The following is a 22,711-nucleotide window of genomic DNA, read 5'->3' on the forward strand; positions in this document are numbered from 1 at the left end:
ATAATAATATGGCTCAATAAAATTAAGGGATGAACTTACATAAAATTCATCCCTTTTTATCCTTCAAGTACATGAAAAACTAAATATTCTTAAACACTAGGTGTGTGTAATATAGAATCATAATTATCCATAAGCCTTTCAAATGATTTATTATCTGACTTATATCCTATACCTTCTCTTTTTTTATCCTTATCTACTATCTTATATTGTTCACAAGCTTTTCTTATTTTTTCTTTATCTTCTTTTTTTATAGCCTTATAGAATATCCTTTCACTTTTAGGAATTTCATCTTTATATTCTGGCTTAACAAAATATTTCACATCTTTTATTTTTTTTGCATTATATAAAGATTGAATAACTGCCCCATTTTTTAAATGTTGTAAGTGCCAGTCTAATTTATAAGTATGAGCAACATGAGTTACACTTTTTAATTCATTTTCAAATTTTAAAGCAGTTTGTTCCATTAACTCAAAACTTGTAGATCCTGTATTATTTAATCTTGGTAATAAAACTACATTTTCTCTTTTTACTCCCAATTCCTTAACAGCTGCAAGAAACTCTCTTTCTCTATATTTATATCTTTCCATTTGATCCATATTATCAAACATATTTTCTTTATCAAATATTTTTATTCCTGTTCCATAAGATACTTGTACAACATAAACATGATCTGCTCCTACTTCATTTATAGCTTCTATGATTGCAGCTGATGCCCAAAGTGTTTCATCATCTTGATGTTGAGAATAAAATACCACATTATCCTTAAATTTTGTGTTTCCGTAATTTTCTTCATTTTCAAATCCAGTTATAAATAATGTTATGATTGATAATGCTACTATACTTATTGCAAATTTAATTGTATTCTTAGTCATAATATTCACTCCTTCTACCTCATCTGTTAATCTCATTGTACATGTCATAAATTACCAAACAATTACACAGAAATAACAATTCTATTACAATTAAATAATGATACGCATAAATCTTTATAAATTTGTAATAATTAAGAACTATTTTTGATATCTTCTTTTGATATAATTGACTTTGCTAGGAAAGCTATATAAAGGAGGGTATTTATGAATAAAAATATTTTAGTAGTTGATGACGAAAAAGAAATAGTTGACGCTATTGAGTTTTACTTAAAACCTGAGGGATATAATATTTTAAAAGCATATGATGGATTACAAGCTCTTGAAATGATTATAGAAAATGATGTTAAACTTATTATTATGGATGTAATGATGCCAAATATGGACGGTCTTAAGACTACTATGAAAATAAGAGAAGATAAAAATATACCAATTATTTTATTATCTGCAAAATCTGAAGATATGGATAAAATTTTAGGACTAAATATGGGTGCTGATGATTATATGACTAAGCCTTTTAATCCACTAGAACTAACTGCAAGAGTTCGTTCTCATCTTCGAAGATATATAAATCTAGGCCATATACCTAATATAAATTTATCTCCTAATATAGAAAATAAAATGATGATTTTAAGAAGTGGTGGACTAGAATTAAACCAAGAAACAAAATCTGTAACTCTAGATGGTGATGAAGTAAAGATTACACCTATTGAGTATAAAATTTTAGAACTACTTCTTTCTAATCAAGGAAGGGTATTTTCTTCCCATGAGTTATATGAAAGAGTTTGGGAAGAAGATGCTTACAATTGTGAAAAAACTGTAGCAGTTCATATTAGAAGAATTCGCCAAAAAATCGAAATAGATTCAAAAAATCCAAAATATTTAAAGGTGGTGTGGGGAATTGGCTATAAAATTGAAAAAATTAAATAAAGACTTTGGCTCTGTAAATCCTTATATAAAGGTTTCTTCTATTTTATTAATGATTTTATTTATTTCTCTATTTTTTAATACTATATTATTTATATTTAGAGATAATTTTTATCTTTTTAAAAGTATTATTAATAATTATGGTTGGTACGATTCCACAGGCGTTAGAAGATTTATTTTATTTGGACCAGATATTTATTATATGGACAACAGAGTAGTGGCTTTGGCAATATCAGCTATTTGTATAGTTTCATTAATTGCTACTTTTATAAGTTTTAAATTATATAAAAAAAATATTAAAACGAAAACTTTTTTTAGCAAATATATTACATTTTTATATGAAAAGCTTACTATAGAAGTACCTTTGTTATTTGTTATTATATCTACCTTCTTAAGTGTAAATAATACAGAAAGACAAATATATGTATATGATAGCTTTGTAATTTATGATGCTATTTGCTTTTTATTCTTATTATTTTTAATCAATTATATTATTTATAACAAAAACAATTTGCTTAACAAAGCATACTTATCTCCATTTATAAAAGCTTTATTTAACAAAAACTATAAAAAAACAATAAATAGGAAATTAGCTTATTCTTTATGCCTTGGGCTACTAGTAGAAACTATATTTTTAATAATAATATTTAATCCTATCTCTGGTGGTTTTATATATTCATACAAATTTGTATTATTTATAGATCTTGTAACTTTTGTACTTTGCATCTATTTATTCAGAATAACTTGTGAAAAGTTTGATTATGTAGATTATATATCAAAAGAAGTAGAATCTATTAAAGAAGGCTCTCTAGATTATAAGCTAAATATTAAAGGCAATGATCAAATTGCCACTCTTGCTAATAATATAAACAATATGAGTGAAGGTTTGGGAAAAGCAGTAGATAACGCCATAAAAAGTGAAAAAATGAAAACAGAATTAATAGCAAATGTATCTCATGATTTAAAAACACCTTTAACATCCATAATCAATTATGTAGATATGTTAAAAAGTGAAAATATAGATGATGATACTAAAAAAGCTTATTTATCTATTTTAGATAAAAAATCTAAAAGACTTAAAACTTTAGTGGAAGAAATTTTTGAAGCTGCAAAACTTAGTAGCGGTGAAATGGAATTTAATATTGAAAAAACTGATATTAAAGAGCTTTTAATACAAAGTGTCGTAGAACTGGATGATAAAATTCAAGAAAGTAGACTAGATTTTATTGTTGAAACTCCAGAAAAGCCTATATTTGCTATGATTGATGGTAAAAGAACTTTCAGAGCTTTTGAAAACCTAATTGCAAATATAACAAAATACTCTGCTCCTAATAGTAGAGTTTATATAGATTTATTTGTTGAAAATAATGCTATATCAATAATATTTAAAAATATGTCAAATTATAGATTAAATTTAAGTCCTGATGAATTTTTAGAAAGATTCAGACGTGGAGATTCTTCTAGAAATACTGAAGGTTCAGGCCTTGGTCTTTCTATTACTCAAAGTATCGTTAATACGCAAAATGGAACTATGGATTTAAATATAGATGGTGATTTATTTAAAGTGATTTTACAATTTGAAACATGTGAATAAAAAATATATAAAAAACAAAGTAGTAAATACTTTGTTTTTTTATATATTTAATAGCTTTTCTGATAATTTTATAAATCTTTCATCATTTGAAGAGTTATAAATTGTAACTCTTCCCTCTTCATTATCATCTCTTAATTCATCTTTTTCTCTTAAAACTTCTTTTAAATGATTTGTAGTTCCTAAATTTCCATCAATTATATTTATATTATGATTTAATATTTTTTCCATATAATCTCTATAGAATACAAAGTGTGTACATCCTAAAACAACGCTATTAATCTTACTCATATTTAAGTCTTTATAATACGTTTTAAGTTGATTTTCAACAACTTCTTCATTATCTAATAAATCATTCTCAACTATATTTACAAGTTCTGGACATGGCATTTTTATTACAGTATTATCATCACTATATTTTGCCATTAAGTCATTAAATTTAGTTTCTTTTAATGTAAGTGGCGTTGCCATTACTACTATAGTATTGTTAACTTTTCCATCAGCAGCAACTTTTAGTGCTGGTTCCATTCCTATGATTGGTAAGTCAGAATATTTTTCTCTAAGTATATTAGCTGCTGCAGAAGTTGCTGTATTACAAGCTATAACAATAGCCTTTACACCTTTACTTAAAAAAAACTCTATAATATCCACACATCTTTCAGTTATTTCTTCTTTTGTTTTTATTCCATATGGAGCATTTGCTGAATCACCATAATATAAAAATTTCTCATTTGGCATAGTTTTAACTAATTCTTTTAATACACTCACTCCACCTAAGCCTGAATCAAAAACACCTATCGCTTTATCTTTATTATTCATTACTTTAACCTCCAATACTAGCTCTTTATATATAAACATTTCAACTTATTTCTTATTCTAAATTTTAAATAAAACCTTTGTAATCATATTGTTTGCTCTTTTTATTATAAAATATCTTTTTTATTAATACAAAGAAAAATTTCTAACCCTACAATTCAGGTTGCATCTATGTATGATATTTTTTGCAAAAAATACGAAGAACCAATTTACATTTATTACCAAAGTTGTTATTATATTATTATAACAATCATAAAATTAAAAAAGTGAGTATTAAAAATTTTAGGGGGGTTTTTATATGAGTAAAAACGATAAGTTTGATAAAGTCCTGAATAAATCCGACGTCTTTGTACTTGCATTTGGAGCGATGATTGGTTGGGGATGGGTTGTTTTATCAGGGGAATGGATACAAACAGCCGGAACTCTTGGTGCTATCTTAGCATTTATTGTAGGTGGCATAATGGTATTATTTGTGGGGCAAGCATATGCAGAACTAACCTCCGCTATGCCTAAGTGCGGTGGAGAGCAAGTCTTTAGTTATCGAGCATTGGGTAGAAATGCATCTTTTATCTGTACTTGGGCTATCATATTAGGATACATATCTGTAATAGCTTTTGAAACAGTGGCACTTCCAACAGTTTTACAATATTTATTTCCAAATTACGTAAAAGGTTATATGTACACTATTGCTGGGTTTGATGTTTATGGTACATGGGTTATGGTTGGTATAATAAGTTCAATTATAATCACTATTATAAATTACTTCGGAGTAAAAACAGCAGCATTTTTACAAGGTTTATGTACTGTATTAATTACACTAATTGGCTTAGCTCTAATTGGTGGATCTTTTGTAAATGGTTCAACTTCAAACATACAACCTCTTTTCAAAGATGGAGTCGGAGGTCTTATGACTGTTGCTGTTATGACGCCTTTCATGTATGTTGGGTTCGATGTAATTCCACAAGCAGCAGAAGAAATGAATATACCATTTAAGAAAATTGGTCAAATATTAATTTTATCAGTTGTAATGGCAGTTATCTGGTATGCCATGATAATACTTGGTGTATCTCTTGCTATGGATCATGCAGAAATCCAAGGATCTGCTCTAGTTACAGCAGATGCTATGGCAAAAGTTTATAATAACAGTTCAATAGCTTCTAAAATATTAATTTTAGGTGGGATTGCTGGTATCATTACTAGTTGGAACTCTTTCTATGTAGGTGGAAGTAGAGCTATTTATTCTATGGCAGCTTGTGGTATGTTGCCACCTTTCTTAGCAAAATTGCATCCTAAATATAAAACACCTTGCAATGCAATAATATTAATTGGTGTTCTAACTTCCTTATCTCCATTCTTGGGAAGAAATATGCTTACTTGGTTATCTAATGCAGGTGGTTGCAGTATAGTAATATCTTACTCTATGGTTTGTTTATCATTCTTAGTATTGAGAAAAAAAGAACCAAATATGCCAAGACCATATAAGGTTAAAAAAGTTAGGTTTGTTGGTTTCGTGTCTATATGTATGTGTCTATTCTTAGGAAGCATGTATTTACCAGGTGCTCCAGCTGCTTTATCTTGGCCTTATGAAGGTGGCATAATTCTTGGTTGGGCTGCTTTAGGGTTAATATTCTATATCTGGGCTGCTCTTAGTGGCATCGAGGCCAGAGAACCTAGATATAATTAATATAACATAAACAAAAAATTACTGGGATGTATATTCCAGTAATTTTTTGTTTATGTTATAAATAATTGATTATTTTTAAATCATATTTAATAATCTTATTATGGTCTTTTTATTCCTAAGAAACATATAAAGCCTATTATTATTGCACTTATCATTAATATAAAAGTAGTTAAATATGAACCACTTGAATCATATGAATATCCTGCTATAGTTCCTCCAAAAGAAGCAACTATCAAACTTAAATTAACTATTGGAAAATTTATTGGATAATATGTTCGCCCATAAAATGAATTTACAAAAGCAGAACTTGTTGTAGGTATGCCTCCATAAGAAAAACCACAACACATAAACCCAAGTACTATTATTAAGAAACTTTTGTTTATAAGAGCAAGTATTAAAATTCCCACAGATATAAAGAATACTACATTTATTATGAACATAGTTTTCTTTCTTCCTATTTTATCAAACATACCTCCATAAACTACACGACCAATACCATTAAATATAGAAATTAACCCAACAACAGTTGCTATAGTTGATGGTTCTACTTTTGGACCTACTTCCATAGCCACACCTTTAGCTTGAGAAATTAATGCTAATCCTGCTCCACTTAATAGTACTGCCCAAATAAAAAATAACCAAAAAGCAGGTCTTTTTATCATTACAGAAGCATGAACATCTATACCATCCTCAAAGTTTTTATTTTTGTCAGTATTAGACTTATTTTCTGGAGGTACAAAATCATTAACTGGCTTAACAAAGAAAAAACCACCTATACCAATTACTATAAATAATAATATGCCAAATATCATAAATGAAGTTCTCCAACCACCTATTTCTGATGGAGTGTATGCTTGATATACTTTTCCTATAATAAAACTTCCTATACCAAAGCCCATTAATAAAATTCCCGATATTAGTCCTTGTTTGTCTGGAAACCATTTTGACATAGTGCTCATTACTGCATTATAAGCAAGACCAGATGCAAATCCTGCTAAAATACCAAATCCCATATATAATCCTATTAAGGTAGTTGTTTTTGAAGATATATAAAATCCAATTAAGAACAATATTGCTGATGCCCAAACATTATACTTTACGTTGACTTTATTTGATAATAATCCTCCAACCAATCCCCCTAAACAAAACATGGTCATGCCTATGGTAAAAGTTAATGATAATTGTGCTGTTGACCAACTTGTAAATTCTTGACCTATAGGTGAAGCTAATACACTCCATGCATATATAAGGCCTGCAAATAATAAAACAATGGTACCCACAACAGCATATATCCAACGATTAAGTTTTTTCATACTAATCTCCCCTATTAATTATATTAAAAATCAAAAAATTCTTTTTTAGCATAAACTAAAAAAGAACTTTTCACCTTATTTATTATGACCTGCAATTAAGGCACCATAAGCTATTGAGTATAATTTTGACTCATGACTATCAGCTCTAGAAACTAAAACAATAGGAGCTTTTGCACCCATAATTATTCCAGCAGATTTTCCGCCTGCAAAATATGTTAAAGTTTTTCCTATACCATTTCCTACTTCTATAGTTGGCATTAACATTATATCTGTTTCTCCTGCTACTCTACTTTCAAAACCTTTTATCTTTGCTGCTTCTTTAGACACAGCCAAGTCAAATGCTAAAGGCCCTTCTACTATTATGCCTTCCCCAAACTCTCCTCTTTCACCAGCTTCTTGTAAAGCGTTTGCATCAACTGTAGCTGGCATTTTAGTATTTACTTTCTCTTTTGCAGCTAAACATGCAACTTTTATTTCTTCTAAGCCTAAAGGCTTAGTTGCCTCTATAGCATTTTTTAATATTTTTACTTTCTGATCATAATCAGGAGCTATGTTCATACCTCCGTCTGTAGTTACTAATAATTTGTCATAAGTAGGTATTTCATAAACCATAACATGACTAAGTAAACTATCTGTTCTAAGTCCCCACTCTTTATTTAAAACTGCTTTTAATATAACTGAAGTGTCTAGTAATCCCTTCATTACGAAATCTGCTTCTTTTGAAGAAACTAATTTTACAGCAACTTCAGCACATTCTTCTATAGTATCTTTTTGTATTATTTTTATTCCATTTAAATCAAAATTTATTTCTTTACTAATTTCTCTTATTTTACTTTCATCACCAATTAAAATTGGAACTATTATATCCTTCTCTACTGCACTTTGAACAGCTAGCAAAACCTCTTCATCATGAGCTGCTGCCACTGATAATATAACTTTTTTGTCACCTTTTAATTGATGTAATATGCCCTCTAATTTATTTATCATGCTTATTCCCCTTTATTTAAGATTTCTTAACTAAAATTTGTAGTTCCATAATTACTTCTTCATCCGTTAAAGATAAACTTGGATCTGTTAGCTCCATCTCCAATGAGTCATCTAATATTTTGTACCCTTCTTTATTAATATGAGACATTAATTTTTCATAATACGGCGGTGCGTCTTTGTGAATGCCCTTAAACCTAATACAAACATAGGTCCCTTTTGGAAATATTTTTATTAAGTTTTTATCATATTTTTCTTCTTCTATCATTACAAAAATAGATTTATATTCTCCATATTCTTGCTGAATTAAATCTTCTCTAGCTATGGATACTCCAACTTCTCCATATGTTAGAAAAATTTTATTTTCAGACATCTTGGTCAACTTTCTAAGAGAAAGTTCAATATCATAATCAGTTTTAATACTGTGTCTTAATCTAACAGCTTGTCTTTCCTCAAAATCTATTTCCCTAATAATTCCTAGTAAGTCTTCTCTTGTTGAATCTTTAATTTGCATTATTTTATTATTAATCTTATGTTTAATAAGTTCCAATTCACTTATTTTCTGATTAATAAAGTTATTTTGTTCCTCTAAGGAGTGTATTACATCTTCTGTATTTACATTGTTTAGATTATATTTTATTTTATCCAATGAAAGTCCAAGTTCTTTTAAATACTTTATTGTCTCTAAATATTGAAATTGGTCTAATGTATAATACCTATACTTATTCTCCTTATTAACAAAACTGGGTTTAAACAAATCTATCTCATCATAATATCTTAATGTTTTTTTATTTATGTCAAATAGCTTAGATATTTCTCCTATGGTAAAAAAATCCTTCATATGACAACTCCCCTAATTTTAATTATATTTATATTATATAAAATTAGAGGAGTATATCCAATTATGTTAATTAAATCACGTATAAAATTTTTTTAACTAAGCTTTTATAAAATCAGTTTCACTGTATATTGTAGCTTCTTCTTCACCTTCTAATACTCTAAGTGCACCAAAAGCTAAAGCCTCTAATTCATTTTCTCCAGCTAATATTTCTACTGGTGCTATAAACTTAATTCTCTTACTTATTGATTCGCTCATATATTTAGAATAAGCTATTCCACCAGTTATAATTATTGCATCCACATCACCATTAACAACTGTAGCAAGTTCCCCTATAGATTTTGCTACTTGTAAAGCTAGGGCATCATATATTAATTTTGCATATTCATCACCATTAGCTATTCTTTCTTCAACTTCTCTAGCATCAACAGTATTTAAATATGAAACTATTCCACCTCTACCTCTCACATTTTTAACCATTTCTTTGTGAGTATATTTGCCAGAATAACATAAATCAACTAACATTTTTGCTGGTAATCTTCCTGCTCTTTCTGGTGAGAATGGTCCTTCTTCATCAGAAACAAAGTCTACCATTTTCCCTTTTTCATGAACATTTAAGCTTATACCTCCACCTAAATGAGCTACTATTAAATTTAAATCTTTATAGTTTTTGTTGTTCATTTTTGCATATTTTATTGCCATAGCTCTAGTGTTTAATGCATGAGTTAAGCAAACTCTATCCAGTCCTTTAAGTCCAGACACTTTTGCTATATCTCCACTTTCGTCTACACAAACTGGATCATATATATATGAATTTACACCAATTTCATTGGCAATAGAGTATGAAATTGTAGCTCCTAAATTTGATGCATGGTCTAATGTAGGTCTATTATTTAATCTATCTATCATTTCCTCATTTATTAAATATGCACCTGACTTTACTGGTGGTAATCCTCCACATCTTCCAACTACCGCATTTATACTTTTTAGCTCTATATTGTTTTCTTTTAAAACTTTTTCTATCTCGTTTTTTCTCATTTCAAACTGATCCATTATAGATTTGAACTTTGATAATTCTTCTACTGAATGATTTAATGTTTTTGCAAAAACTTGATTTTCTCCATCATATACTGCAAATTTTGTTGATGTTGAGCCAGGATTTACGGCTAAAACTCTATAAGTCATATTTTTGTCCCCTTTTATAATTTTTTTATATTATAATCTTTCACTATGATATATGTCAAAAGCTATTATAAGAAAAACTTATAATAGCTTTTTAATTTATGGCTAAATAAATTTAAACAGTTGCCTTAATTACTTCTTCTACTAAGTCCATACCAACGCGGAAAGCTTTTATATTTAAATCAATAAATTTTTCTTTTACATTTTTTCTTATAATATCTTCCCAGTCAATTTTTTCTAGCTTCATTGATTTTACCAAAGAACCTAATAATATAACATTCATTACTTTTGAATTTCCTAGTTCTTCAGCTTTCTTTGCTGCATCTATAATTTTTGCATTTAGTCTTTTTAATTCTGAATCTATTTCTTCTTCTTTGTATTCAAATTTTCCTACTAATGTAGATACTGAGTTTAATCTATAATTATTTACAACTACTTTTCCTTCTGGTTTTAAGTATTTTAAATATCTTAAAGCTTCCATTTTTTCAAAGGAAACTATCATATCTGCTCCACCAATTTCAATAACAGGAGAATAAACATTATCTTCACTATATCTTACTTGAGAAGAAACTGACCCACCTCTTTGGCTCATACCATGTATTTCACTCATCTTTACATCGTATCCAGCTTCCATTAGACCTATAGTTAATAATTTACTTGCAAGTATAGTCCCTTGACCACCTACACCTACTAACATAATACTTTTAGTCATATTATTTTACCTCCTTTACTATTGCTTCTTTAGGACATACTTGTGCACACACTTCACATCCTAAACATTGATTTCTATCTATTTTAGATTTTTTAGCTTCTTTATTGTATGAAATTGCTGGACATCCTGTCTTAGTACATTTTTTACATCCTATACATAAATCTTCTACGACTTCACATTTTGTTGTGAACGGCTTATTAAACTCTTCTATATCTTCTTTAGAGAATTTTTTAAGGGCACATGGCCATCTTGTAATGATTACAGATGCCTCTTCATTTGCAAATGCCCAATCAAGAGTATCATTTACTTCTTTTAAATCATTAGGATTTATTACTCTTAAATTTTTCACACCACAAGCTCTAACTACTGATTCTATACTTATTTCATTAGTTGGCTCACCTTGTAATTTAAATCCAGAACCTGGATTTTCTTGATGTCCTGTCATACCAGTAATTCTATTATCTAATATTATTGATATTGCATTACCATTGTTATAAATAATATCCAAAAGCCCATTTATTCCTGTATGGAAGAATGTTGAATCTCCAAGCACACCTACAACTCTTTTCTTATTTCCTTCTACCATGTTGAAAACTTGTTGTGCTCCATGTCCTGAACCTAAAGATGCACCCATACAAACTACACAGTCCATTGCATTATATGGTGGTGCAAATCCTAGAGTATAACATCCTATATCTCCAGTTATAACTACATCTTTTCTTTTTCCTAATTCATAGAATAATCCTCTATGTGGACATCCTGCACAGAATGTTGGTGGTCTTGGAACTAATAATTCTTCATTTGTCTCTAAATGATCAAATGTTTTTCCATATATAGCTTTTCTTATAACATCCGGTGTCATTTCTCCATATGATGGAAATACATCTTTACCATTACAATTTATTCCTAAAGCTTTAACATGCTCTTCTATGAATTCATCATTTTCTTCTATAACATAAATTTTTTCTACCTTAGATGCAAATTCTTTTATTTTTTCATCTGGCATTGGGAAAGTAAATCCTAATTTTAAATAAGATGCATCATTTCCAAACACTTCTTTTGCAAAATTTGTACACATTCCAGATGCAATAATTCCTACTTTAGTATCATTTAATTCAATTGAGTTAAGGTCTGTCTCGTTAGAGAATTTTTCTAAATTATGAAGTCTTTCTTCTACTTTTCCTCTTAATACCCTTGAATTTGCAGGAACTGTAACATATTTAGGTGCATCTTTTACATACTCTTTTATTCCAACTTCTTTTCTATCTTTGCACTCAACTATCCCCTTTGAATGACATAGTCTAGTTGTTAATCTATATAAAACTGGCGTATCAAATTTTTCACTTATTTCAAATGCTTCCTTGAACATATCTTTAGCTTCTTGACTAGTTGATGGTTCAAACATTGGAATTTTAGCTGCTCTAGCATAATTTCTATTATCTTGCTCATTTTGTGATGAATGTTGTCCTGGCTCATCTGCTGTAATTATTACAAATCCTCCAGTTACACCTGTATATGCTACTGTGAACAACGGATCAGCTGCTACATTTAAACCAACATGTTTCATAGATGCAACAGTTCTTGCACCTGCTATTGAAGCTCCTGCTGCTGCTTCAACTGCTACTTTTTCATTTGGAGCCCATTCTGCAAGGATATCATCCTTATATAATGCTATATTTTCTAATATCTCCGTACTTGGAGTTCCCGGATAAGCTGAAGCATATTTTACACCAGCTTCATATGCGCCACGAGCTATGGCCTCATTACCTGTCATTAATTTCTTCATTATAATAGTCCCCCTTATTTTTATGTTTCTATACTTAATTTTTGTCTAATGATTTAACTTTTCAAAAGCTTCTTTTATGATTTTTGGAGCTTTTTTGCACTTTTCTTCTGATACTGCACATACTGCAAATCTTAATCCCATTTTTAAAGGAACTAAATAAAGATTCTCTTTAGTAAGTGCTTCGCAAACTTCTTTTGGATTATTGCATGGTATACTTACAAAAAATCCATCTCTATATGGAAGTATATCAAGGTTTACTTCTCTTGCACCTTGTACAAAAGCTTCTGCTCTTTTAAAAAGCATATCTTTATATTGATCTTTCTCAATTTTATATTCTGCGTACTTTTTATCATCTGAAATTAAATGAGAAAGAATAGACATGGCTCCTCTATTACAATTAGACCAATTCGCTCTACAAGAATGCATTAGTGAGTAATAGAATTCTTCTGCCATATCTTCACTTGAAGATATTCCTATGGCTGCTCCCATTCTCATTCCATAAGCAGTAAATCCTTTTGACATACTAAAGCCTACTATTGATAATATATTCTCTGGCAAGTTTCCAAATTTCTTAAAAAATTTTCTACTTGCTATATCATCTTTAACAAAATCTATATATGCAACATCTATAAATAAAACTATTTTTTTACTTTCATCCTTTGCAATTTCTTTTGCAAAATCTAATATTTCATCCCACTCATCATCAGACACAGTATATCCTGTTGGATTATGACCAGGAGTATTAATTATCGTAAATATATTTCCTTGTTTATCTATAATTTCTTTAAATTTAGATTTAAAAGATTCAATATTGAATCTTCCTTCATCATTAAATAATTTATAATTTGCAACCCCTCTTCCAGCTTCCTCTCCTATAATTCCATAAGGACTCCAGTACCAATCAGAAGTCAAAATTACATCTTTGGGATTAGTATAGTTCCACATTGCTAATTTAATAGCACCACTTCCACCTGGAGAAGCTACAACTCTTACATAACCATCTGGATCATTACCTTGAAAACAAATTTTTCTTATAGCCTCTTTATAGTCATCTTGCCCTGCAATAGAAGCGTAAGCAGATATTTCATTGTTAGGCAATGATTTTAATTGTTCAAAAACACTACTCATTGTTATTAGCTTTCCATCATCATCCATCAATGCACCAATAGTAGCGTTGATAACGTTTTCTTTACCTATATTTTGTTCTGCATTTTGAGCTCTTTCAGATAAGTTAAATATAATGTCATTTTCTCTGGGCCATCTTGCGTGGTCTGCAACCATACTTAATTTCATTTTATTCCCCCCATTTTATTTCACTATTTTTATATTCATAATATTCTCTAATATTATAATAAACCTTCCATTAACTGGAATGTCAATAGGTTTTATATAATATAAAAAAAAATACACAGTTCAATATATTGAACTGTGTATTTTTTAATCTTCTCTTTTTTGGGCGGATAGCTTCATCATTTTTAGATGTTGTCTCATAAAGAATATTTCAGCGGTCATAGCAAAGCATGCTACTATCCTAACTGTCATACTCGTAGTGTTTAGCGCCATTTCAGTAAAGTATGTAAATAAAACTAAATCAATGCTAAACACAAAAATATCGCCTAATTTCATTTGTTCGCTCCTTATTTTTAACTAAAATGCCCCTGAGACTTCTTTTTCTTTTTCTTCTAATGATTTAATCATATTTATTACTATAGGATTAAATAATCCTTCAACTTCTTCATCACCATCTCTATAAATACCTATAGATACGTTTCCTATTCCAGAATTCATTGGTAATTGGCCTAAAAGATCCAAATTCATATCATCAAGGAATTTTCTATTATTTTCTCCATTAAATATTTGAATCTTTTTCCCACAATCTGGACATGTTATATAGCTCATATTTTCAACTACACCTATAACGTCTATATCTAATTTTTGTACCATATGAACAGCTTTTGTAACTATCATTGATACCATATCTTGAGGTATCGTAACCATTACTATACCATTTATAGGAATTGATTGCATAACTGTTAAAGCTACATCTCCTGTTCCTGGAGGCATATCTATTATAAGGTAGTCTAATTCTTCCCATAAAACATCTGTATAAAATTGTTTTACTGCATTAGAAACCATTGCACCTCTCCAAATAACAGGTTCTTCTTCATTTTCTATTAATAAGTTTAGAGACATTACTTTTATTCCATCTGCTGTTATTGCTGGATATATAAATTCCTCTGTCGCTCTTGCTCTTTGCTTATCTACACCCAAAAGTCTTGGTATACTAGGGCCTGTTATATCTGCATCTAATACACCTACTTTATATCCTTGTTTAGCTAAATTTTTTGCTATAAGCGCTGATACTGTAGATTTTCCTACTCCACCTTTTCCACTCATAACACCTATAATTTTATTAATTTTATTTAGTGGATTATTAACCACTGAACAACTTGATTGCTCTTTATTACAAGATCCATTTGATGGACATGAATTACAATTTGACATTTCTATTTTCCCCCCTAATAATGGATATATCTACAAAATAAATATAGTTCTTTATATTTATTTTGTCAATGAACATAATAATGATATAGAATGGAATAGAATATAAATAATTATTTTTTAAAGGATGTGAAAGATGTGTTAGCCATAAAAAATACAATCGTAGAAAAGTTTAAACTATATAAGGATAAAATTATGGAATATATAAAATTTAATATTATCGGTACTGCAAATTTTATAGTTGCTCAAATATTTTATTTAACCCTATATCTAGTTTTTAAAATCCATTATTTGGTTGCATATACGATTACAAGCGTTATAAGTATTACTGCATCTTATTATTTGAATTCTAGATTTACATTCAAAGAGCAAAAATATTCTTTTAAAAAATACTTGTTAAGCTTCTTAGTATATATATTTGAATATGCTTTAAATCTAGGTGTTATATTATTATTAGTTAATATATTTGGTTTAAGTAAAGCTATAGCTCCTATAATAGCCCCTGTTTTCTCAACTATTCCAGTATTTTTTCTAATGAGATTAGTTATAAAACATACAGATGAAAAAAAATAAACACATTATTAATTTTTAATTAATAATGTGTTTATACTTATATATCTGAAAACTCTATATTTGCTCTACTATATCTTACTTCTTCTTTTTTTTGTACAATAAGCTCTTTACCATTATTTGGTAATTCCCTGGGTATAACTACTATAAATTCACTACCTTGGTTAACTTCACTATTAACTTTAATGGTTCCTCCATGCAAACTTACTAAAGATTTTACCAAATATAGCCCTATACCACTTCCCTGTTTTTCCATCCTATTTCTACTTTCAACTTGTTCAAATCTTTCAAATATACAGCTTGCTTTATCTTTTGGTATTCCAATTCCTTCATCTTTTACACTAATCTTAATTTTATCTCCTTTAATATATAAATTTACGTATATATTACCATTTTTTTTATTAAACTTAACTGCATTTGATAATAAATTAAGCATAGTTCTTTCTATAATGTCTTGGTCAAATAGTACTACTTCTTCTTCAACATTTGTATCAAAAATTAAGTGCATACTATTAAATTCTGTAAATTCCACAATAGATTCACATATGTCTTCTATAAATGCCACTATATCTGAATTAATGGGATTAAAGCTTATATATCCTGCCTCAACTCGTGTTGAATCTAATAAATTGTTTATAAGCCTCACAAGTCTTAGGCTATTCATTTCCATTATATCCATATATTTATAAAATTTATTAGCGTCTTGTGGTGATATTTTTGTTAAATTTAATTTGATAAGTTGAATTGTGCTTGATATAAGATTGATTGGCGTCCTCAATTCATGGGATAAATTTGCAAAAAAGTCTAATTTAAGTTGATTTTTTTCTTCTTCTATTTTCTTTTTTTCTGTTACATCAGTTAAAATTCCTACCCTTTTTGATATATTGCCTTTTGAGTCCTTTATTGGCAAGAATTTATACCAAATCCATTTTTCTTTTCCATTATCCAATTTTATTTTTCCAGTTCCTTCATTACACTGGTCAAAATCAAATTTATAATTTATATTATAATCATTCCATTCGACTCTCTTAAAATACTCATCTAATTTATTAAAATCTTTATATAAATCCTCTGGGCTATCTTCAAATACATTTCTAAAAGCAGGGCTGACATAAGTTGCCCTTTCCTTATCCCTGATAATAAACACAGAATCAGAATACTTAGTTATCTCCCTAAAATTTTCTTCATTTTGTTCTAAGCTTTTTTCAAAAACTAACTTATCATTAATTTCTACACTAAAACCTCTTGTTCCTATTATATTATCATTATCATCTATTATAGGCCATATGGTTGATTCTAGATAGATTTTAGTGCCATCTTTTTTTCTTAATGTTTGGTAGAAAGTTTTTACATTTCTATTTGATATTACATTATTTTCTTGTTGTCTAAATTTCCTAACATCAGATGTTTCCCATAAATCTAAGTCTCTTTTTCCAGTGATTGTTTTTTTATCGTTTAATTTGGGATCATTACAGTTTTCGCATACATCAATATATACTCCATTTAAATCTTTTGCCCAATTGTATATTATGAAATCTTCTTCATCATAACTCATATTATAATTCATTGAATACACTACTATAAAATACTCTTCTAAATAATATATATCTATAATTGCAGTTTTATTATTTATTTCAACGGTATACTCTATATTCTTATGACCATTTTTAATTATATCATTTACAAATTGATCAAATTCGTCTCCTTTAAATTGACTTTTTATCCAATTATTTACTATTAATTCTGTTACTTCTTTTTCAAATACATTATTTTCTGTTAATAGCTTAAAAATTTTTTCAAATTCTTTATTTTGCTCCAATACCTCTATGCCAATGTATTTATTATGATTATCCATTTTACTATTTATTATTAAGTAAGCTATTTTACTATTTCTTATTATACTTCTATAAATATCCTTTTTCATAATAAAACCCCTCATTTTTAATTCTCTATTAAATTAACATAGATTTTAACTCTCATCATTATTTTAATTATATCACTTTTTTACATTTTTTTCCTTATCCAAAAAAATAAAATTTTCCCTTCAATATATGTATATTCGAACTTATGTTTGTCTATAATTTTACTAAATTACATAAAAATATGGAGGTTTCAAATGAATAAAGTCATATTAGTAGGAAGATTATGTCAAGATCCAGATTTAAAATACATAGGTGAAAAAAATATCCCTATTACTAAATTTACATTAGCAGTTAATAGAGATTATAAAAATGCTCAAGGAGAACATGATACTGACTTTATCAATTGCGAAATATGGAATAGACAAGCAGAAGTTTTTAGCAAATATATGACTAAAGGTAGATTAGTTTACATGGAGGGAAGAGTTAAAGTAGATAAATATTTATCTCCAAGCGGAGAAAATAAAAAATCTATTACAGTAAGCTGTGACTTGTTTAGATTTATAGATTTTAAACAAAATGATAGCACTGAAAATACCTTCAATAATGAAGATATCTTTACAAATGAAGTTTTTGATGGTGATATATCCGAAAGTGAAATTCCTTTTTAATCAAAATTTTTTCATCAGGTAACCATCTTATCAGATTAAAATGTGTAGATTGTCAATAATCTACACATTTTTTCTATGGTTACTCAAGAAATTCATTTTGAACATTTTTCATTTGAAATATAATAAACGATTTTGGTCTAATATCTACTACGAATTTTCCATTTTCTTTTTCCAAAGTAGCTCCATAGTCCCCAGGAGTATATTTTATACCTATTTCATATAATAAATCACACCCAAAATCAAAATCTATACGTTTGTAATTTTCACTTCTATTTATAATTATTAAACAATTATCTTCCTCTTTTTCGCTAAGAAATCTTTCATAAGCGAAAACATCATTGTCACTAGTATAAATAAAGTTAGTTTCACCATTTAATAAGGTCCTAACTCTATATCTAGTTTGAATAGAATTTCTATAAAAATCTATCATCTCATTATCTTCATTTTTCCATGGATAAGTTCTTCTATTATATGGATCTTTATCTCCTTCAAGACCTGCTTCATCACCATAATAAATATATGGTACTCCTTCAAAAGTCATCTGTGCTAATACTGCAAGTTTAATCATATCTTTATCATTATTAAGCTCTGTTTTAACTCTTTTAACATCATGAGTACCTAATAAATTTAAGTTTGATTTAAATGCCTCTGGTGGATAGTTTTCTTTCATTTCCATATACAGATCATTAAGTTCATATGAGGCTATTTCACCCTTTAGGAAAGATAATATTCCGTTTCTAAATGGATACCCCATAGCTGAATCAAGCTGTTTTCCTAAAAGATAATTTCTACGTTGTCCATAACTAATTTTATTAGAAGCATCTTCCCACACTTCTCCAATTAAAACGGAATCGGTTTCGGAGTTTTTTAACTCCTTTTTAAATTCAGTTACAAATTCATCTGGTAACTCATCCACTACATCTAATCTCCATCCTTTAACTCCAAATTTAGCCCATTTATTTAAAACACTTTCTTCATCTTTAATTATATAATTCATATATGAAGTCTCCAGTTCGTCCACATTTGGTAAATCTTTAATTCCCCACCAACATTTGTAACCCACCTTTGAATCATCAAAAGTATACCAGCTTCTGTAAGGAGAATCTTCATCATTATAAGCTCCTTTACTAGAGTAGTTGTTAAACTTATTAAAATAAATACTATCGGCTCCTGTATGACTAAATACACCATCAAGTATTATAGACATTCCCTTTGCATTAGCTTTTTCAATTAACTCATCAAATATTTCTTCATCACCAAACATAGGATCAATCTTTTTATAATCTCCTGTATTGTATTTATGGTTGCTAGATGATTCAAAAACTGGACTTAAATATATAATACTTACTCCAAGCTTCTTAAGGTAGCCCAGCTTGTTAATAATCCCTTTGAGATTACCTCCATAAAAATCCCATCTTATGATGTCTCCATTTTCATCTTTTATATACATTGGATCATCTTCCCAATTTGCATATATAAAACTATTTTTCTTTGGATTACTTGGTTTACCAGTTCTATTACCATTATTGAATCTATCTACAAATATATGATATAAAATACCTTCTTTAAACCAAGTTGGTGTTTTACTTTCTTCATATACTGTTAATTGATATTTATTTAAGTTATCAAAATCATATTCACAAACTTCACCATTTTGTTTGACTTTTCCATAAAATAGCTTTTGATTATATCCATCTTGTTTAACTTCAACCTCAAAATAGTAATAATATACTGCTGGAATTAGTAATGGATCTATTTTACATTCGTAGATGTTTTCTTCTTTTTTATTCAATGAAATTCGTCTTATATCTTTACTATTTAAATTTTCATCTTCTTTTGTTATTACTAAACAAATACTGCATACTTCTTTGTTAGTACCAACTTTAATATCAGCTCCTTGGTTAACATCTAAGGCCCCAAAAGGAGCCTTAAAATATTCATTCCATGAGTTAAATGATATTGTTTTACACATTCTCATCACACCCTTTAAACCAAATATCTTCTATATATTCATTTATGGTTCTATCACTAGAAAAAATCCCAGAATTAGCAATATTTATAAGGGATATTTTATTCCACTTCATTTTATCTTTATAAAGATTACTTATTCTTTGTTGCGATTCAGCATATTCATCAAGATCTCTGAGAACAAAATATTCATCATTGTAAGTTATTAATGCATCATAAATTTCCCTACCTTCTTTTCCTAGGCCAGGTATAAACCCATCAACTAAATCATCTACAACTCTTCTTAGTAACTTGTTAGAGTGATATAAATCTTTTGATGAATATCCACCATATTTGTTATAATCTAATACTTGCTTAGCACTAAGTCCAAATAAAAACATATTTTCTTTTCCTACTTGTTGATATATTTCCACATTAGCTCCGTCTAATGTTGCCAGTGTTAATGCTCCATTTATCATAAACTTCATATTACTAGTTCCTGATGCTTCCTTTGTAGTCGTTGAAATTTGTTCACTTACATTTGCTGCTGGTATAATTTTTTCTGCTAATGATACCCCGTAGTTTTCTATAAATACAACTTTAATTTTGTCTTTTACTCTAGGGTCATTGTTTACTAAATTAGAGACACAATTTATTAGTTTTATTATACATTTTGCCAAATAGTATCCTGGTGCTGCCTTAGCTCCAAATATAAAAGTTCGCGGTTGAATATCTAATTCAATATCCACATTATCCAATATTTCATGATACAAACAAAGTACATGTAAAATATTCATAAGTTGTCTTTTATAAGCATGAAGCCTTTTTACTTGTACATCAAATATGGAATTAGGATCTATCGTTATGTTATTATTTTCTTTTATATAATTAGCAAGCTTTAACTTATTATTAAATTTTATCTCTTCTAATCTATTCAATACGTTTTCATTATCCACAAATTTTTCTAATTCCTTCAAATGAGATGTATCTTTTATCCACTTATTCCCAATTAATTCTGTTATTAAGTTCGCCAGTTCAGGATTAGAACTTATAAGCCATCTTCTATGAGAAATGCCGTTTGTTTTATTATTAAATTTATATGGTTCTTCTTCATAAAAATCATTTAAAACTTCTTCTTTTAGCAGTCTAGTATGAAGCCCCGCCACACCATTTATACTATAACTTGATACTATACATAAATTAGCCATTCTAATTTCACCATCATACATAATAGCCATTCTTTTAACTTTATCCTCACTATGACCTTTTTTTCTTAAATCATTAACATATCTTCTATTAATTTCTTCAATTATCATATATATTCTTGGTAGAAGTTTTTTTATAATATCTTCTGACCATCTCTCCATCGCCTCACACAATATTGTGTGATTTGTATATGACATTACTTTATTAGTTATGTCCCATGATTCATCCCAGGATAATCCTTCTTCATCTAATAATATTCTCATCATTTCTGGTATACACAAAGCTGGATGAGTATCATTTATATGAATAGCAATTTTATTAGGCAAATCTTGTGGTGTAATTTTATATCTTCTACATTTTCTAAATATATCTTGAATTCCTGCACTGACAAAGAAATACTCTTGCTTTAGTCTTAATAGTTGACCTGCATAGTTTGAATCATTTGGATATAAAGTTTGAGAAATTTCTTCTGCATAATATTTGTATTTTAGTGCGTCTTCATAACTAGCAGCTTGATTTTTAGCATATAAAGATATTTTTCCAAAATCTCTTGTTGGTATTTCACCTTTCCATATTCTAAGTGTGTTTATACATTCATTTCCATAACCAATTATAGGAATATCATAAGGCATTGCCATTACTGGAATATAATCTTTATGCGTAACTTTCAGATTTCCTTCATTATCTTCTTCCATATTAATTTTTCCTTCATATTTTATCAATAATGCTCTATTAGGTCTAACTGTTTCCCAAGAGTAAGAACTATTTATAAGCCAGTTTTCTGGAACTTCAACTTGAGAATTGTTTACAAACTTCTGCTCAAACAATCCGTATTTATATCTTATTCCATATCCATGGCCACTGATTCCTACAGAAGCCATTGAATCAAGGAAACAAGCGGCTAATCTTCCCAACCCTCCATTTCCTAATGCTGGCTCTGGTTCTGATTCAACTATCTCATCTAAATCTATTCCCAATTCATTCAAACCTTGCCTTATAGTATCTTCAAATCCAAGATTTGATAAATTGGATTTTAATTGTCTTCCTAATAAAAATTCTATTGAAAAATAAAATACTGCCTTTTCTTGATATATTCTACTACCTTCCCAGTCTTTTGAAATCATATCTTTTATAACGTAACACAGTACATTGAAAAGTTCTTCATTACTTGCTTCTTCAAGGGTTTGAGCGTATAAGTTGTTCATTTTTCTTCTGAAATGTTCTTTGAATCGCTTTTTATTTATTGTAATCATC

The 22,711-nt window shown here is 28.6% G+C and carries 19 protein-coding genes; 5 read left to right on the forward strand and 14 right to left on the reverse strand.

The window, feature by feature from the left end:
• Positions 1-89 precede the first annotated feature (89 nt).
• A complete protein-coding gene (locus TEGL_RS17415; protein ID WP_018592224.1) occupies positions 90-872 on the reverse strand; it encodes a PIG-L family deacetylase in 783 nt (260 codons plus the stop codon).
• 204 nt (positions 873-1,076) lie between these two features.
• Between TEGL_RS17415 and TEGL_RS17420 the strand changes: the two genes are divergently transcribed.
• On the forward strand, positions 1,077-1,799 hold the full coding sequence (locus tag TEGL_RS17420; protein WP_018592223.1) for a response regulator transcription factor: 723 nt from the start codon (positions 1,077-1,079) through the stop codon (positions 1,797-1,799).
• Positions 1,771-3,390: a HAMP domain-containing sensor histidine kinase gene (locus tag TEGL_RS17425; RefSeq protein WP_018592222.1), complete on the forward strand. Its 1,620-nt coding sequence runs from the start codon at positions 1,771-1,773 to the stop codon at positions 3,388-3,390. The genes TEGL_RS17420 and TEGL_RS17425 overlap by 29 nt, the downstream gene beginning before the upstream one ends.
• A 39-nt stretch (positions 3,391-3,429) precedes the next feature.
• On the opposite strand, the gene murI is transcribed toward TEGL_RS17425, so the two are convergent.
• Positions 3,430-4,206, reverse strand: coding sequence for a glutamate racemase (gene murI, locus TEGL_RS17430; RefSeq protein ID WP_018592221.1), 777 nt, complete (start codon positions 4,204-4,206; stop codon positions 3,430-3,432).
• Between the two features lie 295 nt (positions 4,207-4,501).
• Between murI and TEGL_RS17435 the strand changes: the two genes are divergently transcribed.
• Positions 4,502-5,887, forward strand: coding sequence for an APC family permease (locus tag TEGL_RS17435; RefSeq protein ID WP_018592220.1), 1,386 nt, complete (start codon positions 4,502-4,504; stop codon positions 5,885-5,887).
• Between the two features lie 98 nt (positions 5,888-5,985).
• Here TEGL_RS17435 and TEGL_RS17440 read toward each other — a convergent pair whose 3' ends face one another.
• From TEGL_RS17440 to TEGL_RS17480, 9 genes are all read right to left on the reverse strand, one after another.
• On the reverse strand, positions 5,986-7,200 hold the full coding sequence (locus TEGL_RS17440) for an MFS transporter (RefSeq protein WP_018592219.1): 1,215 nt from the start codon (positions 7,198-7,200) through the stop codon (positions 5,986-5,988).
• 75 nt (positions 7,201-7,275) lie between these two features.
• Positions 7,276-8,187 (reverse strand): bifunctional enoyl-CoA hydratase/phosphate acetyltransferase, encoded by a 912-nt coding sequence (locus tag TEGL_RS17445; protein ID WP_018592218.1) that lies wholly within the window; start codon positions 8,185-8,187, stop codon positions 7,276-7,278.
• 16 nt (positions 8,188-8,203) lie between these two features.
• Positions 8,204-9,025: a MerR family transcriptional regulator gene (locus TEGL_RS17450; protein WP_018592217.1), complete on the reverse strand. Its 822-nt coding sequence runs from the start codon at positions 9,023-9,025 to the stop codon at positions 8,204-8,206.
• A 96-nt stretch (positions 9,026-9,121) separates the two neighbouring features.
• Positions 9,122-10,207 (reverse strand): butyrate kinase, encoded by a 1,086-nt coding sequence (gene buk, locus TEGL_RS17455; RefSeq protein ID WP_018592216.1) that lies wholly within the window; start codon positions 10,205-10,207, stop codon positions 9,122-9,124.
• Between the two features lie 112 nt (positions 10,208-10,319).
• Positions 10,320-10,916, reverse strand: coding sequence for an indolepyruvate oxidoreductase subunit beta (locus TEGL_RS17460; RefSeq protein ID WP_018592215.1), 597 nt, complete (start codon positions 10,914-10,916; stop codon positions 10,320-10,322).
• Position 10,917: 1 nt separating this feature from the next.
• Entirely contained in the window at positions 10,918-12,702 is a 1,785-nt protein-coding gene (gene iorA / locus TEGL_RS17465; RefSeq protein WP_018592214.1) for an indolepyruvate ferredoxin oxidoreductase subunit alpha, read from the reverse strand.
• A gap of 45 nt (positions 12,703-12,747) precedes the next feature.
• Entirely contained in the window at positions 12,748-13,995 is a 1,248-nt protein-coding gene (locus TEGL_RS17470) for a pyridoxal phosphate-dependent aminotransferase (RefSeq protein ID WP_018592213.1), read from the reverse strand.
• 144 nt (positions 13,996-14,139) lie between these two features.
• Entirely contained in the window at positions 14,140-14,328 is a 189-nt protein-coding gene (locus tag TEGL_RS17475) for a hypothetical protein (RefSeq protein WP_018592212.1), read from the reverse strand.
• A gap of 21 nt (positions 14,329-14,349) precedes the next feature.
• Positions 14,350-15,207, reverse strand: coding sequence for an Mrp/NBP35 family ATP-binding protein (locus TEGL_RS17480; RefSeq protein WP_018592211.1), 858 nt, complete (start codon positions 15,205-15,207; stop codon positions 14,350-14,352).
• Positions 15,208-15,342: 135 nt separating this feature from the next.
• On the opposite strand from TEGL_RS17480, the gene TEGL_RS17485 reads away from it, so the two are divergent.
• Positions 15,343-15,777, forward strand: coding sequence for a GtrA family protein (locus tag TEGL_RS17485; RefSeq protein ID WP_018592210.1), 435 nt, complete (start codon positions 15,343-15,345; stop codon positions 15,775-15,777).
• A 37-nt stretch (positions 15,778-15,814) separates the two neighbouring features.
• Here the strand turns inward: TEGL_RS17485 and TEGL_RS17490 are convergent, their stop codons facing one another.
• Entirely contained in the window at positions 15,815-17,698 is a 1,884-nt protein-coding gene (locus tag TEGL_RS17490) for a sensor histidine kinase (protein ID WP_018592209.1), read from the reverse strand.
• 192 nt (positions 17,699-17,890) lie between these two features.
• On the opposite strand from TEGL_RS17490, the gene TEGL_RS17495 reads away from it, so the two are divergent.
• A complete protein-coding gene (locus tag TEGL_RS17495) occupies positions 17,891-18,304 on the forward strand; it encodes a single-stranded DNA-binding protein (RefSeq protein ID WP_018592208.1) in 414 nt (137 codons plus the stop codon).
• Between the two features lie 79 nt (positions 18,305-18,383).
• On the opposite strand, the gene TEGL_RS17500 is transcribed toward TEGL_RS17495, so the two are convergent.
• Together TEGL_RS17500 and TEGL_RS17505 are read right to left on the reverse strand one after the other, a co-directional pair.
• A complete protein-coding gene (locus tag TEGL_RS17500; protein ID WP_018592207.1) occupies positions 18,384-20,276 on the reverse strand; it encodes a glycoside hydrolase family 13 protein in 1,893 nt (630 codons plus the stop codon).
• A complete protein-coding gene (locus tag TEGL_RS17505) occupies positions 20,269-22,710 on the reverse strand; it encodes a glycogen/starch/alpha-glucan phosphorylase (protein ID WP_018592206.1) in 2,442 nt (813 codons plus the stop codon). Before TEGL_RS17505 ends, TEGL_RS17500 begins: the two co-directional genes overlap by 8 nt.
• Position 22,711: the final 1 nt, after the last annotated feature.

The organism is Terrisporobacter glycolicus ATCC 14880 = DSM 1288 (assembly GCF_036812735.1).
Taxonomy (GTDB): Bacteria; Bacillota; Clostridia; order Peptostreptococcales; family Peptostreptococcaceae; genus Terrisporobacter; species Terrisporobacter glycolicus.

Excerpts from the sequence above, each read along its gene's own strand:
- TEGL_RS17415 (WP_018592224.1), bottom strand. The coding sequence starts at position 872 with ATGACTAAGAATACAATTAAATTTGCAATAAGTATAGTAGCATTATCA.
- TEGL_RS17420 (WP_018592223.1), top strand. The coding sequence starts at position 1,077 with ATGAATAAAAATATTTTAGTAGTTGATGACGAAAAAGAAATAGTTGAC.
- murI (WP_018592221.1), bottom strand. The coding sequence starts at position 4,206 with ATGAATAATAAAGATAAAGCGATAGGTGTTTTTGATTCAGGCTTAGGT.
- TEGL_RS17435 (WP_018592220.1), top strand. The coding sequence starts at position 4,502 with ATGAGTAAAAACGATAAGTTTGATAAAGTCCTGAATAAATCCGACGTC.
- TEGL_RS17440 (WP_018592219.1), bottom strand. The coding sequence starts at position 7,200 with ATGAAAAAACTTAATCGTTGGATATATGCTGTTGTGGGTACCATTGTT.
- TEGL_RS17445 (WP_018592218.1), bottom strand. The coding sequence starts at position 8,187 with ATGATAAATAAATTAGAGGGCATATTACATCAATTAAAAGGTGACAAA.
- TEGL_RS17450 (WP_018592217.1), bottom strand. The coding sequence starts at position 9,025 with ATGAAGGATTTTTTTACCATAGGAGAAATATCTAAGCTATTTGACATA.
- buk (WP_018592216.1), bottom strand. The coding sequence starts at position 10,207 with ATGACTTATAGAGTTTTAGCCGTAAATCCTGGCTCAACATCAACAAAA.
- TEGL_RS17460 (WP_018592215.1), bottom strand. The coding sequence starts at position 10,916 with ATGACTAAAAGTATTATGTTAGTAGGTGTAGGTGGTCAAGGGACTATA.
- iorA (WP_018592214.1), bottom strand. The coding sequence starts at position 12,702 with ATGAAGAAATTAATGACAGGTAATGAGGCCATAGCTCGTGGCGCATAT.
- TEGL_RS17470 (WP_018592213.1), bottom strand. The coding sequence starts at position 13,995 with ATGAAATTAAGTATGGTTGCAGACCACGCAAGATGGCCCAGAGAAAAT.
- TEGL_RS17475 (WP_018592212.1), bottom strand. The coding sequence starts at position 14,328 with ATGAAATTAGGCGATATTTTTGTGTTTAGCATTGATTTAGTTTTATTT.
- TEGL_RS17480 (WP_018592211.1), bottom strand. The coding sequence starts at position 15,207 with ATGTCAAATTGTAATTCATGTCCATCAAATGGATCTTGTAATAAAGAG.
- TEGL_RS17490 (WP_018592209.1), bottom strand. The coding sequence starts at position 17,698 with ATGAAAAAGGATATTTATAGAAGTATAATAAGAAATAGTAAAATAGCT.
- TEGL_RS17495 (WP_018592208.1), top strand. The coding sequence starts at position 17,891 with ATGAATAAAGTCATATTAGTAGGAAGATTATGTCAAGATCCAGATTTA.
- TEGL_RS17500 (WP_018592207.1), bottom strand. The coding sequence starts at position 20,276 with ATGTGTAAAACAATATCATTTAACTCATGGAATGAATATTTTAAGGCT.
- TEGL_RS17505 (WP_018592206.1), bottom strand. The coding sequence starts at position 22,710 with ATGATTACAATAAATAAAAAGCGATTCAAAGAACATTTCAGAAGAAAA.